The sequence below is a fragment of the Amycolatopsis sp. NPDC058340 genome (assembly GCF_042723975.1).
Classification (GTDB): domain Bacteria; phylum Actinomycetota; class Actinomycetes; order Mycobacteriales; family Pseudonocardiaceae; genus Amycolatopsis.
Map to the genome: position 1 here is coordinate 6,489 of NZ_JBHXIB010000011.1, position 15,120 is coordinate 21,608.

General features: G+C 68.4%; 12 protein-coding genes and 1 pseudogene. 6 read left to right on the forward strand and 7 right to left on the reverse strand.

Annotation, left to right across the window (positions count from 1 at the left end; all coding sequences use genetic code 11):
• Positions 1–97 precede the first annotated feature (97 nt).
• Positions 98–358 (forward strand): annotated as a pseudogene (locus ACFWIW_RS15580) (FCD domain-containing protein); the annotation flags it as partial.
• Positions 359–430: 72 nt separating this feature from the next.
• Here the strand turns inward: ACFWIW_RS15580 and ACFWIW_RS15585 are convergent.
• From ACFWIW_RS15585 to ACFWIW_RS15600, 4 genes are read right to left on the reverse strand one after another with little or no spacing between them, the layout of a single operon-like run.
• On the reverse strand, positions 431–1,813 hold the full coding sequence (locus tag ACFWIW_RS15585; protein ID WP_240598156.1) for an OFA family MFS transporter: 1,383 nt from the start codon (positions 1,811–1,813) through the stop codon (positions 431–433).
• A 33-nt stretch (positions 1,814–1,846) separates the two neighbouring features.
• Entirely contained in the window at positions 1,847–3,976 is a 2,130-nt protein-coding gene (locus ACFWIW_RS15590; RefSeq protein ID WP_378369062.1) for an acetate--CoA ligase family protein, read from the reverse strand.
• A 12-nt stretch (positions 3,977–3,988) separates the two neighbouring features.
• Positions 3,989–5,218 (reverse strand): formyl-CoA transferase, encoded by a 1,230-nt coding sequence (gene frc, locus ACFWIW_RS15595; protein ID WP_378369063.1) that lies wholly within the window; start codon positions 5,216–5,218, stop codon positions 3,989–3,991.
• A gap of 16 nt (positions 5,219–5,234) precedes the next feature.
• Positions 5,235–6,974 (reverse strand): thiamine pyrophosphate-binding protein, encoded by a 1,740-nt coding sequence (locus tag ACFWIW_RS15600; protein WP_240598152.1) that lies wholly within the window; start codon positions 6,972–6,974, stop codon positions 5,235–5,237.
• Between the two features lie 232 nt (positions 6,975–7,206).
• On the opposite strand from ACFWIW_RS15600, the gene sucC reads away from it, so the two are divergent.
• Genes sucC through ACFWIW_RS15615 form a run of 3 tightly spaced genes read left to right on the forward strand, consistent with a single transcriptional unit; the run spans position 7,207 to position 9,732 of the window.
• A complete protein-coding gene (sucC, locus tag ACFWIW_RS15605; protein ID WP_378369064.1) occupies positions 7,207–8,370 on the forward strand; it encodes an ADP-forming succinate--CoA ligase subunit beta in 1,164 nt (387 codons plus the stop codon).
• 1 nt (position 8,371) lies between these two features.
• A complete protein-coding gene (sucD, locus tag ACFWIW_RS15610) occupies positions 8,372–9,250 on the forward strand; it encodes a succinate--CoA ligase subunit alpha (RefSeq protein WP_240598150.1) in 879 nt (292 codons plus the stop codon).
• Entirely contained in the window at positions 9,247–9,732 is a 486-nt protein-coding gene (locus ACFWIW_RS15615) for a beta-class carbonic anhydrase (RefSeq protein WP_378369065.1), read from the forward strand. Before sucD ends, ACFWIW_RS15615 begins: the two co-directional genes overlap by 4 nt.
• A 241-nt stretch (positions 9,733–9,973) precedes the next feature.
• On the opposite strand, the gene fdhD is transcribed toward ACFWIW_RS15615, so the two are convergent.
• Together fdhD and ACFWIW_RS15625 are read right to left on the reverse strand one after the other, a co-directional pair.
• Positions 9,974–10,801: a formate dehydrogenase accessory sulfurtransferase FdhD gene (gene fdhD, locus ACFWIW_RS15620; protein WP_378369066.1), complete on the reverse strand. Its 828-nt coding sequence runs from the start codon at positions 10,799–10,801 to the stop codon at positions 9,974–9,976.
• The gene (locus tag ACFWIW_RS15625; protein ID WP_378369067.1) at positions 10,801–12,132 is read right to left on the reverse strand and encodes an OFA family MFS transporter; all 1,332 of its coding nucleotides are present in this window, start codon (positions 12,130–12,132) and stop codon (positions 10,801–10,803) included. Before ACFWIW_RS15625 ends, fdhD begins: the two co-directional genes overlap by 1 nt.
• Before the next feature lie 109 nt (positions 12,133–12,241).
• On the opposite strand from ACFWIW_RS15625, the gene ACFWIW_RS15630 reads away from it, so the two are divergent.
• Both ACFWIW_RS15630 and ACFWIW_RS15635 read left to right on the forward strand, forming a co-directional pair.
• Complete coding sequence (locus ACFWIW_RS15630; RefSeq protein WP_378369068.1) at positions 12,242–13,396, forward strand: epoxide hydrolase family protein; 1,155 nt, start codon at positions 12,242–12,244, stop codon at positions 13,394–13,396.
• A 43-nt stretch (positions 13,397–13,439) separates the two neighbouring features.
• Positions 13,440–14,255 (forward strand): MerR family transcriptional regulator, encoded by an 816-nt coding sequence (locus ACFWIW_RS15635; RefSeq protein ID WP_378369069.1) that lies wholly within the window; start codon positions 13,440–13,442, stop codon positions 14,253–14,255.
• A 42-nt stretch (positions 14,256–14,297) separates the two neighbouring features.
• On the opposite strand, the gene ACFWIW_RS15640 is transcribed toward ACFWIW_RS15635, so the two are convergent.
• On the reverse strand, positions 14,298–15,071 hold the full coding sequence (locus ACFWIW_RS15640; RefSeq protein WP_378369070.1) for an alpha/beta fold hydrolase: 774 nt from the start codon (positions 15,069–15,071) through the stop codon (positions 14,298–14,300).
• Between the last annotated feature and the right edge of the window lie 49 nt (positions 15,072–15,120).

Sequence of the window (15,120 nt, forward strand, 5' to 3'; positions counted from 1 at the left end):
GCCTCCTCGGGGGGTTCATCTCCACGACTAAGTCTGTGGGTAAGTGATTAAACCGGGGTTGGTGTCGTGGGCCTCCCCCTAACCCGAAGGCCTCGTCGCGGCCAACGCCGCGCTCCACGCGTTCATCACCGAACTGTCCGGCAACGCCGTCCTCGCCGAGATGATCGGCATGGTCGACCGCCGCGTCCGCTGGTACTACACCCCGATCGCCCGTCCTCGCAGCCACGACGCCTGGCAGGAACACGAGGACCTGATCAAGGCCATCGCCGCCGGTGACCCCGTCGCCGCCGAACGGATCATGAACCAGCACACCGAGCGCACCCGGCAGGCCTTCCACGAACGTCCGAAAGAGGACTGAGCGGCGCACGCGGGTGTGTCGTCCGGCGGATCACGCGTGACGGCGATCGGATCACGCGTGATCGAAGCCGGATCACGCGGGATTCAGCTCCTGCTCACGCTTCGGCGTCCGCGAACGTGACCGCCCCGGCTGCCGGAGCAGCAGGCTGAGCGCGGCCGCCAGCAGGCTCGTCCCGCCCGCGAGGAAGAACGCGCCGCCGTAACCCCACGCCACCACGACCATCGCGCCGACACCGGAACCGACCAGGCCCGAGATCAGCTTCGAGCTGTAGACCAGGCCGTAGTTGCTGGCGTTGTTGTTCTCGCCGTAGAAGTCCGCCGTCATCGCCGCGAACAGCGGGAAGATCGCGCCGCCGCCGAAACCGGAGATCATCGAGGCCAGCAGGAACAACGGCATGCTGCCGATCGACCCGGACAGGTACACCGCCACCTGCGCGAGGCCGAGCACCACGCAGACCATGAACAGGGTCTGGCGCCGCCCGTAGCGGTCGGAGATCCAGCCGATCACGCCGCGGCCGGTGCCGTTGATGATCGCCTTCAGGCTCATCGCGAGCGCGACGATCCCGCCCGCGAAACCCATCTCGTTGCCGAACGGGACCTGCATCGCGATGCCGAAGATGTTCACCCCGGCCGTGCACAGCAGACAGAACCACATCAGCGGCAGCATGCCGGTCCTGAGCGCCTCCTTCGGCGTGTACTGCTTCACCGCCGGCGGATTCTTCTGCAGGGAACGGCGGACCCGGGGATCGTCGGACACCTTCAACGGGTCGACGTGCGCCGGCCACCAGTTCTTCGGCGGGTCCTGGAAGTAGAAGCCGCTCACCCCGACCACCGCCGCCAGGAAGATGCCGACCACGAGCAGGACGCCCGAGAAGTTGGAAAGGTCCATATAGGAGGTGAAGAGGAAGATGAAGGGCACCGAACCGTAGGCGAAGCCTCCGTTGACGAAGCCCGTCTTGCCACCCCTGCGCTCCGGGTACCACTTCCCCACCATGTTGACGCAGGTCGCGTACACCAGCCCGGCCCCTCCACCGCCGAAGAACCCGAAGCCCAGGTACGCCCAGATCTCGCTGGGCGCGTACGCGAGCGAAAGGTACGCCAGCAGGGTGCCCACCGCACCCAGCAGCATCGCCGCCTTGGCGGGCAAGGTCCCGTTCTCCCGCATCTTCCCCGCCGGGAAGGCGACGATCGCCTGGAAGAACACCCAGACCCCGAGCAGCCAGAAGATGGTGGCGCCGTGCCAGCCGTGTGCGGCCGACAGCGTCTCCTCCGCCGACGTGAACGCGTATTCCGAAGAACTGATGGCCATCATGGCGACCCAGGGCAGGATCACCATCGTCCATCGTGGACGGCCCATGATGTCGCGATCGGTTTCGCCGACGCGATAGATCCGGCCGTTCGAATCGATTACTTCCTTGTACGCTCCGGGTGGTTGAGCCGCGGTCGATGACGTCATTGTCATTCTCCTTGGGTCGGTTTGGGGCCGGAATCAGCCGAGCAGTCCCGCGGAACGTGCCCAGCGATACTTCGCACCGAGCACGGCCACCGGTTTCTCCGTCGTGTAGGGATAGGCGACGACACCGTGCTCGTACAGAAAACTGCTGGCCTGTTCGACCTCGACATCGCCTGCCAGCGAGGCGACGACGGGCTTGTGGATCCCCTTCGCCCGATATTCGGAAACGACTTCCGAAACCAGTTCCGCGAAGATCATCGGCGGGGTGACGATAGTATGCCAATAGCCGAGGATCAAGGCGTGGATTCGCTCGTCCGCCAAACCGAGCGCGATGGTGTTCCGGTAGGTGGTAGGTGGCTCGCCGCCGGTGATGTCGACGGGGTTGCCCGCGGCGCCGAACGGCGGGATGAATTCCCGGAAGGACGCGTCGAGATCGGGCGGGATCTCCATCAGATTCAGCCCGTTGTCCACACAGGCGTCGGAAAGCAGCACACCCGAGCCGCCCGCGCCGGTGATGATCACGACGTTCTCACCCTTCGGCGTCGGCAGCAAGGGGATGCCGCGCGCGTATTCGAGAAGATCGTTGAGGCCGGGTGCCCGGATGACCCCGCTCTGCCGCAGGATGTCGTCGTAGACCTTGTCGTCACCCGCCAGCGCGCCGGTGTGCGAGCTCGCCGCTTTCGCGCCTTGGGAAGTGCGGCCCGCTTTGAGGACGACGACCGGTTTCCGTGCCGAAACCCGTTTCGCCGTTTCCGCGAACGATCGCCCGTCTTTGAGATCTTCGAGATGCATGGCGATCAGCTCGGTGTTTTCATCCTGCTCGAAGAACGTGAGCAGATCGTCCTCGTCGATATCGGCCTTGTTGCCGACTCCGACGATCGACGAGACACCCATTTTCGCCGACCGGCTGAAGCCGAGGATCGCCATCCCGATACCGCCGCTCTGCGAAGAGAGCGCGACACCGCCCTTGACGTCGTACGGCGTGCAGAACGTCGCCGAAAGATTCTCGGGCGTGTAGTAGTAGCCGTAGATGTTGGGGCCGAGGATCCGGACGCCGTGTTCCCGCGCGATCGCGACGACCTGGTCCTGGAGTTCGATGTTCCCGGTCTCGCCGAAGCCGGACGGGATCAGGATCGCCCCGGCCACCCCTTTGCGGCCCGCCTCTTCCAGCGCGGCGGGCACGAACTTCGCGGGGATGGCGAACACCGCGACGTCGACATCGCCCGGAACGTCGGAAATGCTCGGATAGGCCTTGCGGTCGAGGATCTCGGCCGCCTTGGGATTGATGGGATGGATCTCCCCCGCGAACCCGCCGTTGACGAGGTTCTTCATCACCGAGTTGCCGATCTTGCCCGCCTCGGCCGACGCGCCGATGACGGCGATCGACGCCGGCTTCATGATCCGGGTCATCGACGCCAGGATCTCCTCCTGGGTGAACCGCACCGGCTCCCGCGCCGCTTCGGGATCCACCAGGATCCGGACGTCCACCGCGGTGGCGCCACCGGGGGTGGCCAGCACCGGGTTGAGGTCGACCTCGGCAAGCTGCGGGAAGTCGGTGACCAAGGTGCCGACGCGGGTGAGCACGTCGGCCAGCGCGTCCCGGCTCACCGGTTCCGCACCTCGGACGCCGCGCAGGATCTCGGCGGCGGCGATGCCGTCGATCATCGAGAACGCCTCGTCGCGGTCGAGCGGGGCGAGGCGGAACGTGACGTCCTTGAGCACCTCGACCAGCACCCCGCCGAGGCCGAAGGCGACGATCTTGCCGAACGTGGCATCGGTGGTGGCGCCGATGATCACCTCCTGCCCGCTGCTGAGCATCCGCTGCACCTGTACGCCGGTGATCTCGGCTTCGGCGTCGTACGCCTCGGCGTTGGCGACGATGGTCCGGAAGCCGTCCGCCACCGCCTCGGCGGTCGAGAGGCCGACCAGCACCCCACCGGCCTCAGTCTTGTGCAGGATGTCCGGCGAGACGATCTTCAGCACCACGGGGAGCCCGATCTCCTCCGCCTGCGCGACGGCCTCCTCCTCGGTGGTCGCCAGCCGTTCCGCCGGGGTCGGGATGCCGTACGCCTCGCATACCTGACGGCCTTCCGGCGCGGTGAGCGACGTCCGCCCCTCGGCGGCGACCTTTTCGAGGATCTTCTCGACGATCTCTTTGTCTGCCACGAGTTTCTCCACTCAGATCACGCCGGCCGCGCGCAGCCGGTCCAGGTCGTCCGCGCCGTAGCCGAGCTCGCCGAAGACCTCGGCGTTGTGTTCGCCGAGCAGCGGCGAGCGTTCGACCTCGACCGGCGAATCCGACAGCTTCAGCGGGCAGCCCACGGTCTTGAAGGCCCCGCGTTCGGGATGGTCGACCTCGACGACCGAGCCGAGCTCGGCCAACGTGGCGTCCTCGGCGAGTTCCTTGGTGGACAGGATCGGGCCACAGGGGATGTTGTGGGCGTTGAGTGCCTCCATCACCTCCCATTTGGTGTGCTGCTCGGTCCACTCCTCGATCATCCCGAAGGCCTTGTCCAATTTGGACAGCCGGGCTTCCGGGGTGGCCCAGTCCGGGTCCTCGGCCAGTTCGGGTTTACCGATCAGTCGGGTGATCGGCTGCCAGCCGACCGGCTGGATGATCACGTAGATGTAGTCGTTCGGCCCGCCCGGCGCGCATTTCACCGCCCAGCCCGGCTGGCCGCCGCCGGACGCGTTGCCCGAACGCGGGACCTCGTCGCCGAAGACGTCGTTCGGGTACTCGTTGAGCGGGCCGTGCGCGAGCCGTTGCTGGTCGCGAAGCTTGACCCGGCAGAGGTTCAGCACCGCGTCCTGCATCGCGACCTGGACCCGCTGCCCGCGGCCGGTGTTCGTCCGCTGGTAGAGCGCGGCCAGGATCGCGGCGACGAGGTGGATGCCGGTCCCCGAGTCCCCGATCTGCGCACCGGTCGCGGTGGGCGGGCCGTCCTCGAAGCCGGTGGTGCTCATCGCCCCGCCCATCGCCTGAGCGATGACCTCGTAGGCCTTGAAGTCCGCGTACCGGCCGGGCCCGAAGCCCTTGATCGAGGCGTAGATCAGCCGCGGGTTCAGCTCCGCCAGCCGCTCCCACGGGTAGCCGAACCGGTCGACCACGCCGGGCCCGAAGTTCTCCACCAGGACGTCCACACTGGACACGAGCTGGTCGAAGACCTGCTTTCCCTGCTCGCTCTTCATGTTCAGGGTGATGCTGCGTTTGTTGGCGTTGAGCATCGTGAAGTAAAGGCTGTCCACCCCTGGCAGGTCCCGGAGCTGGCCCCGGGTGATGTCGCCACGGCCGGGGGTCTCCAGTTTGATCACGTCCGCGCCGAGCCAGGCCAGGATCTGCGTGGACGAAGGTCCTGATTGGACATGCGTCATGTCGAGGACGCGGACGCCGTCGAGTGCCTTTCCCATCGGTGATCCCTCCCGGCTACTTGTACATGGTCTGGTTCATGGTTCCGGGCGCGTACACGTCCGGGTCGATCCAAACGTTGATCAGCGAAGGCTTTCCGGACTCGCGGGCGCGCAGCAGCGCCGGGCCGATGTCCGCGGGGTCGCGCACCGCCTCGCCGTACCCGCCGAGCATCCTGGCGAACTCGTCGTAGGGGACGTCGCCGAGCGTGTTGCCGACGCGTTCCCGGCCGAGGCCGTACTTCGCCGCCTGGCCGTACCGGATCTGGTTCATCGAGGAGTTGTTGCCGACGATCCCGACGAACGGCAGGTTGAACCGCACCAAGGTCTCGAAGTCCCAGCCGGTCAGGCTGAACGCGCCGTCGCCGAAGAGGGCGACGACCTCCTTCTCCGGCCGCGCGTGCTTCGCGGCGAGGACGAACGGGATCCCGACGCCGAGCGTGCCGAGCGGGCCGGGGTCCATCCAGTGCCCCGGCGCCTTCGGCTGGACGACCTGTCCGGAGAACGTCACGATGTCGCCGCCGTCGCCGATGTAGAGCGAGTCCTCGGTGAGGAATTCGTTGATCTCGTGCACCAGCCGGTACGGGTGGATCGGGCTCGCGTCGGAATGCTGGAGCGGCAGGCGCTTCTGTTTCGCCTTCGCCTCCACGTCCTGCAGTTCCTCCAGCCAGGCCTTGCGCGCGACGGCACCGTTGTCGACCCGGCCGGTGGCCGCCTCCGCGACGGCGGCGAGCACCTGCCCCGCGTCGCCGACGATGCCGAGGTCGATGTCGCGGTTCTTCCCGACGGTGCGGTAGTCGAGGTCGATCTGCACGACGGTCGCCTCCGGCGAGAGCCGTTTGCCGTAGCCCATCCGGAAGTCGAACGGAGTGCCGACGATGACGATCACGTCGGCGTTGTCGAAGGCGTACCGGCGCGAGAGCTGGAAGTGGTGCGGATCGCCGGGCGGCAGCGTGCCGCGCCCGGCGCCGTTCATGTACGCCGGGATGTTCAGCCCACGCACCAGCTCCGTCGCCGGTCCGGTGGCGCGGGTCGTCCACACCTGGCTGCCCAGCAGGATGGCCGGCTTCTTCGCGTGGACGAGCAGATCCGCGAGTTTCTCGATGTCGGCCGGGTCACCGGCGTTGCGGGTCGACGCCCGGTACCGGCCTTCGGCGGGGATCCGCGCCTGGTCCACCGGGACCTTCGCGTCGAGAACGTCCCTGGGAATCTCCAAAAAGGACGGTCCCGGCGCGCCGTGGTAGCACTCCCGGAACGCCATCGAGACCAGATCCGCGACCCGCGCGGTATGCGGGACGGTCGCGGAGAATTTGGTGATCGGCGCCATCATGTCGACGTGCGGGAGATCCTGCAGTGAACCCATCTTGTGCTGGGTCAACGCGCCCTGCCCGCCGATGAGCAGCATGGGGCTCTCCGCCCGCAGCGCGTTCGCGACACCGGTGACGGCGTCCGTGGTCCCCGGGCCCGCGGTGACGACCGCGCAGCCGGGGCGGCCGGTGATCCGCGCGTAGCCGTCGGCCGCGTGCGCCGCGACCTGCTCGTGCCGGACGTCGATGACTTCGATGCCCTCGTCGACGCAGCCGTCGTAGATGTCGATGATATGCCCGCCGCACAACGTGAAGATCGTGTCGACGCCCTCCGCCTTGAGCGCCTTGGCCACCAGGTGGCCGCCGGAGATCAGGTCCGGGGCGGGTTCGGAACCGTTGGTGGTGGCCTTCGTCGCGGTGTCCCCCGCAGCGGTGCCGGTCGTTGGCGCCATCGTTCAACTCCTCTTTCTCGCACGCCGGACCTCTCTGATCCGTGCGCTCGTTTCCGGTTCTGCTCCGTCCGCCCGCCCCTGTTCGAAGCCCCTGGTCGCGGCAGACTGTAGATTGCATACCGTATGAGGTAGGCATATAGTTACTCTTCGAACGCTCCGGTGTCCAGGGCCGCAAGAAGGTTTTCCCGGCCACCCCCGGGGCTCGTCCTCTTCCGCGGAGAAAGGACTTCACGTGGACCTTTTCGAGCACGAGGCACGGGATCTCTTCGAGCGGCACGGTGTCCCGGTCCCCCGGGGAAAGGTCGCCACCACACCGGAATCGGCGAGGGCGATCGCCGTCGAACTGGGTGGATCCGTCGTGGTCAAGGCGCAGGTCAAGACCGGTGGACGCGGTAAGGCCGGCGGGGTGAAGGTCGTCCACTCCCCCGACGACGCCGAACAGGCCGCCGAGGACATCCTCGGAATGGACATCAAGGGACATCGGGTACACAAGGTGCTCGTCACCGAAGCCAGCGCGATCGCCGAGGAGTACTACCTCTCCTTCCTGCTCGACCGCGCGGCCCGGACCTTCCTCGCGATGGCGTCGGCCGAAGGCGGGATGGACATCGAGGCGGTCGCGGCCACGAAACCCGGTGCGCTGGCCCGGATCCCGGTCGATCCACTGACCGGTGTGGACACCGCGCTGGCCTGCCGGATCATCGAAGCCGCCGGGCTGCCCGCCGCGGCGACGGACGCGATCGTCGCGCTGTGGACGGTCTTCACCGAAGAAGACGCCACGCTGGTGGAGGTCAATCCGCTCGTGCTGACCACGGACGGGACGGTCGTCGCGGTCGACGGGAAGGTCACCCTCGACGCGAACGCCGCGTTCCGGCAACCGTCCCACGCCGGGTTCGTCGATTCGCCGGACGAGGACCCGCTCGAACGAAGGGCCCGGGAGTCGGGGCTCAACTACGTCAAACTGGACGGTGACATCGGCGTGATCGGCAACGGCGCCGGACTGGTCATGTCCACTTTGGACGTCGTGGCCGCCGCCGCCGCGGAAGCGGGTGCCCGAGGGCCCGCGAACTTCCTCGACATCGGCGGCGGCGCGTCGGCCGAGGTCATGGCGGCCGGGCTCGGTGTCGTACTTGGCGACGAGCAGGTGCGCAGCGTCTTCGTCAACGTCTTCGGCGGGATCACCGCTTGCGACGCCGTCGCCGACGGGATCGTCCGCGCGCTCGCCCTGCTCGGCGATCGCGCGGCCAAACCGCTCGTGGTACGGCTCGACGGCAACAACGTCGCCGAAGGCAGGCGGATCCTCGTCGAGGCCGCGCATCCCCTGGTGACCTTGGTGGACACGATGGACGACGCCGCCGCTGCGGCGGCGAAACTGGCGGCCGCGGAACCGGAGGCGTGAGATGGCGATCTTCCTGGACGAACACAGCAAGGTCGTCGTCGCGGGTATGACCGGTGCCGAAGGACGCAAGCACACCGCGCGCATGCTGGCCGCGGGAACGAACGTCGTCGGCGGGATCAACCCGCGCAAAGCCGGACAGGAGGTCCACCTCTCCGGGCGTTCTCTGCCCGTATTCGGTGATACCGCCGAGGCCGTCGCGGCGACCGGTGCGGACGTCTCGGTGCTCTTCGTCCCACCGCCCGCGGTGAAGGACGCCGTCATCGAAGCCGTGGACGCCGGAGTCGGGATGGCGGTCGTCATCACCGAAGGGGTTCCGGTGCACGACGCCGCCGCTTTCTGGGCCCACGCGCAGGGAAGCCCCACGCGGGTGATCGGGCCGAACTGCCCGGGCGTGATCAGCCCCGGCCGGTCCAACGCCGGCATCATCCCGGACGGGATCACGAAACCCGGGCGGATCGGGCTGGTCTCGAAATCCGGCACACTGACCTATCAGCTGATGCACGAACTGCGCGAACACGGGTTCTCGACGTGTGTCGGCATCGGCGGCGACCCGATCATCGGCACCACGCACATCGACGTCGTCGAGGCGTTCGAGAAGGACCCCGAGACCGACGTGATCGTGCTCATCGGCGAGATCGGTGGCGACGCCGAGGAGCGGGCCGCCGAGTACATCCGGGCGAGGGTGAGCAAACCCGTCGTCGGCTACATCGCCGGGTTCACCGCGCCACCGGGGAAGACGATGGGGCACGCCGGCGCGATCGTGTCCGGGACCGGCGGAACGGCCGAAGCGAAGAAGAAGGCCCTGGAGGCGGCCGGGATCCAGGTCGGCCGCACGCCGAGCGAGACCGCGGCGATCGTCCGGGAAACCCTCGTCCGGTGAGCGAGATCGACGCCTTGCTGGCGAACGCGAGCGCCTACAAGGAGGCCGTCGGCGACGCGACTAGGCGGCCACGGCGGCGGATCGCCGTCGTGGCCTGCATGGACGCGCGGATCAGCGTGTACCGGCTGCTCGGGCTCCGCGAAGGCGAGGCACACGTCATCCGGAACGCGGGCGGCGCGGTGACCGAGGACGCGATCCGGTCCCTGACCGTGAGCCAGCGTCTGCTCGGCACCCGCGAGATCGTGCTCATCCACCACCACGACTGCGGGATGCGGACGTTCACCGACACCGATTTCGCCCGGCAGATCGAGGCGAGCACGGGGATCCGGCCGCCGTGGGCGGCGGAGACGTTCACCGACTCCGCCCAGGACATCCGGCAGTGCATCGCGCGCCTTCGGACGTCGCCGTTCCTGCTGCACACCGCCTCGGTGCGCGGGTTCGTGTACGACGAGCGGACGGGGAAGCTCGCCGAAGTGTCCTAGGTCGCGGCCGGGTCCGCCACGAGTCGTCCGCCTGGACACGCGTGTCGTCCGTCTGATCACGTGTGTCGTCCGTCTGATCACGCGAAACGCCCGAAGGGGCCCCTCACAGCCCCCTTCAGCCAGCTGACTCACGACCCCGCACAAGGCACCTGGACGCCCTCGGCAAACGTGACATGTTGCGAAAGCCACTTTCGCAACGTTGAAGGTTGCGAAAGTGGCTCTCGCAACGTCACGTGAAGTGTCAGGTCAAACCGAGGCGGTCCGGCCTGCTGTAGACGTTCATCGACGTGCCCCGCAGGAATCCCACCAGCGTCAGGCCCATCTCCGCGGCGAGGTCCACCGCCAGCGACGACGGCGCGGAAACCGCCGCCAGTAACGGAATCCCGGCCATGACCGCCTTCTGCACCAGCTCGAACGACGCCCGCCCGCTGACCATCAGCACCGTCCCGGACAGCGGCAGCCTCCCCTGGCGTGCCGCCCAGCCGACCACCTTGTCGACGGCGTTGTGCCTGCCGACGTCCTCGCGCAGGCACAGCAGCTCCCCCGCCGCGCTGAACAGGCCCGCCGCGTGGAGCCCGCCGGTGCGGTCGAAGACCAGTTGCGCGGTCCGGAGCCGATCCGGCAGTTCGGCCACTGTGGACGGCGAGATCACGAGACCGTCGCCGTCCACCGGCCAGGTCGCGGTCGTCCGGACCGCGTCGAGGCTCGCCTTTCCGCAGAGCCCGCACGACGACGTGGTGTAGAAGTTGCGCTCCAGGGAAGCGTCGGGTGGAGCGACCCCGTCGGCGAGGACGACGTCCAGCACGTTGTAGGTGTTGGCGCCGTCGGCCGTCGCGCCCGCGCAGTACCGGATCGACCGGATGTCGTCGCTCGACCGTGAAACCCCTTCGCCCACCAGGAAACCGGCCGCGAGATCGAAGTCGTGGCCAGGGGTGCGCATCGTGATCGTCAGGGGTTTGCCGCCGACGCGGATCTCCAGCGGTTCCTCGACGGTCAGCGTGTCCGGACGGGCACCGGGCACCCCTTCCACGACCCGGACCACCCGACGTCGGCTCGTCACCCGGCCCATCAGCGGATCGCCGGCAGCAGCGATTTCGGCCGTCCCGGCTGGGAAAGCCGTCCGCCGAGCAACGCCCCGAGCACACTGAGCGCCCCCGCGACGGCGAACGCGCCGAGATAGCCGTGGGTGGACACGACGAAGGCGGCCAGACCGACCCCGAGCAGTGCCCCGACGGCTTTGGCGCTGTACAGCACCCCGAAGTTCTGCAGTGCGGACTCTTCGCCGAAGTAGTCCCGGACGAGGGACACCAGCAGCGAGTAGCAGCTCCCGTTGCCGAGCCCCGCCAGCGCGGCACCGGCGACGAGCCCCGCCGCGTTGTGGCCCGAGCAGAGGAGGACGAACTGGGCGATCCCGCCCGTGGCCAGTGCCAGGCGCAGGATCCGGCGACGGCCGAGCCGGTCGGACAGCCCGCCGAGCAGGACCCGTCCGGCGCCGGTCACCCCGGCGAGCACCGCGAGCGCGACGGCGGCGAGCACCGGCCCGCCTCCTTGCGCGGCGACGAAGGTCGCGAGGTAGGCGACGTCGAAGAGCAGGACCGCGGCGGCGAGCACGACGATGAGGTACATCGCCACCGCGGTCGGGCACCGGAGCACTTCGGACGGCCGGTACTCGCGCAGCGCGGGCCGGTTGACCGCGACGCCGCGGTTGCGCACCTTGTCGGCCGCCCACACGCGCGGATCCGGGTGTTCCGGCCACCACCGGGGCGGCGGATCGCGCAGCAGCACCGCCGTGCTCGCGATCATCATCAGCACGGCCACCGCGACGACGTCCAGGATCGGCCGCCGAGTGCCCTCCGTCAGCCAGAAACCCCCGGCCAGCACGAAAACCACGCTCCCGTAGGCGAAAGCGCCGCTGACGGCGCCGACCCGCGCCGGGACGCGGTCGGGGAACCAGTTCATCACCGTGCCGACGCAAGTCGCGTAGACGACGCCCGTCCCGATCCCGCCGAGTACGGAGTAGCCGATGAACATCGTGAGCAGAGTGCTCGCATGCCCCAGGGTGAACATCCCGGTGGAGCAGAGCACTCCACCGGCGATCACCGCCACCGCGGGCGGGAACATCCCGCGCTCGCGCAGCCGGGCGACCGGGAACACCACGCACGCCTGGCACACCGTCCAGAGTGCGAAGGAGACGACCACTTCGGGGAACGTCCATCCGTAGGTGGCCATCAAGACCGGTGCGACGACACCGAAGCCGTACTGCTGGATCCCGGCGGCGAACATCGCGGCCCAACTGAGCCATGACATCCACGACCGGGGCTTGCCGAGCAGGTCCACGTCGCTTTCGCCGACGCGATACCGGCGGCCGTAGTGGTCTCGCACAATTCGAGGATCGGGCATGGGTCCCACCCCGCTCACGGCAGATTGTATACAGTATGTGGTTTGGTTATAGCACTCGTCCCGCCGGAAGTCCACGAATTGTCGGACCCCCTCGTTAGCGTCGGCCGTCATGGACACCACGCCCTTCCGAGCCCGGATCCCGGAGGCCGATCTCGAAGACCTCCGAGGCAGGCTCCGCCGCGCCCGCTGGCCCGAGGACGAGACCGTCGACGACTGGTCGCAAGGTGTTCCGGCCGCGTACCTGCGCGAACTGTGCTCGTACTGGGCGGACACCTACGACTGGCGGGCCGCGGAGTCCCGGCTCAACGCGTTCCCCCAATTCCGGACCGAGATCGACGGGCTCGGCATCCACTATCTGCACGTCCGCTCCCCGCACCCCGGCGCGCTGCCGCTGATCCTCACCCACGGCTGGCCGGGTTCGGTCTTCGAGTTCCTCGACGTGCTCGGCCCGCTCACCGATCCGGTCGCCCACGGCGGCGACGCGGCGGACGCCTTCCACGTCGTCGTCCCGTCCCTGCCCGGGTACGGCTTCAGCGACAAACCCGCTCGCGCCGGCTGGTCGATCCAGCGCATCGCCGACGCGTGGATCCGTCTCATGGACGGCCTGGGCTACGAGCGCTACGGCGCCCAGGGCGGCGACTGGGGCACCAGCATCACCACGCTCATGGGGCGGACGGCGCCGGAGCGGCTGGCGGGGATCCACCTCACCCCGCCGCTGGCCGCGCCCGATCCGGCGACCTTCGACGAACTGACCGCCTCGGAGCGGAAAGCGCTCGACGACCTCGAAAGCGCCAAGGCGGACGGCTCGGGTTACGCGATCCAGCAGGCGACGAGGCCACAGACGATCGGCTACGCCCTGGCCGATTCGCCGGTCGCGCTGTGCGCGTGGATCGTCGAGAAGTTCCAGGCGTGGACGGATTGCGGCGGCCATCCGGAGAACGCGCTGAGCCGGGACGCGATGCTCGACGACATCACGCTCTACTGGCTGACCGGAACCGGCGCCTCGTCCGCCCGCCTGTACTGGGAGAGCTTCGCCGAAGTGTCGGGCTGGTTCTCCGAACCCACCGTGGACACGATCGCCGTGCCGACGGGCTGTTCGCTCTTCCCGCGCGAGATCCCGCGACCGTCCCGCCGGTGGGCCGGACGCCGGTTCACCGACATCCGGTACTGGAACGAACTGGACCGGGGCGGCCATTTCGGGGCGTTCGAGCAACCGGCCGTCTTCACCGAGGAGGTGCGCTCGTTCTTCCGGCTCGTGCGGTGACCGTTGACTGTGACACCGTGTCAGGCTGTCTGGTGGGAGGACCATGTTCAGTATCGGAGACTTCGCCAAACACGGCCGGGTGTCGGTCCGGATGCTGCGTCACTACGACGTCATCGGGCTGCTGCGGCCCGCCCATGTCGATCCGTTCAGCGGCTACCGGTCCTACACCGGCGACCAGCTTGCCCGGCTCAACCGGGTGATCGCGCTCAAGGATCTCGGCTTCACGCTCACCCAGGTGCAGGAGATCCTCGACGCGGAGATCGGCGTCGACGAATTGCGCGGAATGCTGCGGCTGCGTCGTGCCGAACTCGAAGCCGCCATCGCGGCCGACGAGGCACGGCTCAAGGCCGTCGAAGCGAGGCTCCGGTCGATCGAAAGCGAGGGAACCATGCCTTCCGAAGACGTCGTCGTCAAAAGCCTCCCCGCGGTACGCGTCGCCGAGCTCACCGGGACGGCCGGCGGGTACGTGAACGAGGAGATCGGGCCCGTCGTACAAGGGCTCTACAAGGAACTGTTCGGCGCGCTCGGCCCGATCACGCCGTCCGGGCCGCTCATCGCCTACTACGAGGACGACGTCGACGGCGAACGAGTGCTGATCCACGCCGCGGTCCCGATCTCGGCCGAAACCGACGGCACCGAAGGATTTTCGACCGTTCGCCTCGCCGAAGTCCCGACCGCGGCGACGATCCTGCACCGTGGCTCGATGGAGACCGTGCTTTCCAGCTACCAGGCGCTGGCGAAATGGGTCGACGCGCACGGCTACCGCGCGAACGGCCCGGCGCGGGAGTTCTACCTCGAGTGCCCGGCCGACGGGGACCAATGGGTCACCGAACTGCAGCAGCCGATCGCCAAGGCCTGACCCCTCGTGAGTGGTAAGGACGGTTAGAACCGTCCTTACCACTCACGAGGCAGCGAGGAAATCGGTCACGGTGGCCCGGAAATCGGCAGGCGCCTCCAGCCAAGGCACGTGCCCGACCCCCTCGAACCGCACCCTGGTCACCGAGGGCAAGGCCTGCTCCAGCGAGTCGACGGCCCACCGAGGCCGGTTGTCCGCCATGCCGTCCACGATCAGCGTCGGCAACCGCAGCGACCGGCAGGCCGCGACGAGCTCCGGCTCCGGCACCGCCCGCATTTCCTCGCTCAGCGCCGCGTTCGCCTCGTAGTTGACCGGGAACCAAGGCGTCGCCATCGCTTCGGCGTGACGCTCGCCGTCGGTCACGAAATCGGCCGTCCATTGCCGCACCGCGCGTTCACGGCCCTCACCGCGAAGCTCCCCATCCAGCGCCCGCTCGAAGTTCCGCTTGAACTCCGCGTGCCACTCGTGGCCGAGGCCGACCCCCGACACGTAAACGAGCGCGCTCACCCGTTCCGGGTGCGCGAGCGCGTACAGGAGAGCGAGGTGCGCGCCCCACGAATGCCCGAGCACCGGCACACGGCCGAGGCCGTGCCATTCCCGGACCGCGTCGACGTCGGCGACCATCCGTCCGAGGGTGTACGGGCCGCGTGCTTCCGAGCGCCCGGCGCCGCGCTGATCCCACCGGATCAACCGGAATCGCGGACCGAGATCGAGCGTGCCGAACATGTCCCACAGGCCGGGACCGCCATGGCAGCACAGGATCGGTTCGCCCTCGCCGGTCGCCGTGGTCCACAACTCACGTCCGTCGTCGGTGATCATCACGGGATTATCCGATAGGCGACGGGGCCTTCGTTGGCTATCTTCCGCG

What these genes read in the sequence shown, in the direction of transcription:
- ACFWIW_RS15585 (WP_240598156.1), bottom strand. Translation starts at nt 1,813, where the DNA reads ATGACGTCATCGACCGCGGCTCAACCACCCGGAGCGTACAAGGAAGTA.
- frc (WP_378369063.1), bottom strand. Translation starts at nt 5,218, where the DNA reads ATGGGAAAGGCACTCGACGGCGTCCGCGTCCTCGACATGACGCATGTC.
- ACFWIW_RS15600 (WP_240598152.1), bottom strand. Translation starts at nt 6,974, where the DNA reads ATGGCGCCAACGACCGGCACCGCTGCGGGGGACACCGCGACGAAGGCC.
- sucD (WP_240598150.1), top strand. Translation starts at nt 8,372, where the DNA reads ATGGCGATCTTCCTGGACGAACACAGCAAGGTCGTCGTCGCGGGTATG.
- fdhD (WP_378369066.1), bottom strand. Translation starts at nt 10,801, where the DNA reads ATGGGCCGGGTGACGAGCCGACGTCGGGTGGTCCGGGTCGTGGAAGGG.
- ACFWIW_RS15625 (WP_378369067.1), bottom strand. Translation starts at nt 12,132, where the DNA reads ATGCCCGATCCTCGAATTGTGCGAGACCACTACGGCCGCCGGTATCGC.
- ACFWIW_RS15630 (WP_378369068.1), top strand. Translation starts at nt 12,242, where the DNA reads ATGGACACCACGCCCTTCCGAGCCCGGATCCCGGAGGCCGATCTCGAA.
- ACFWIW_RS15635 (WP_378369069.1), top strand. Translation starts at nt 13,440, where the DNA reads ATGTTCAGTATCGGAGACTTCGCCAAACACGGCCGGGTGTCGGTCCGG.
- ACFWIW_RS15640 (WP_378369070.1), bottom strand. Translation starts at nt 15,071, where the DNA reads ATGATCACCGACGACGGACGTGAGTTGTGGACCACGGCGACCGGCGAG.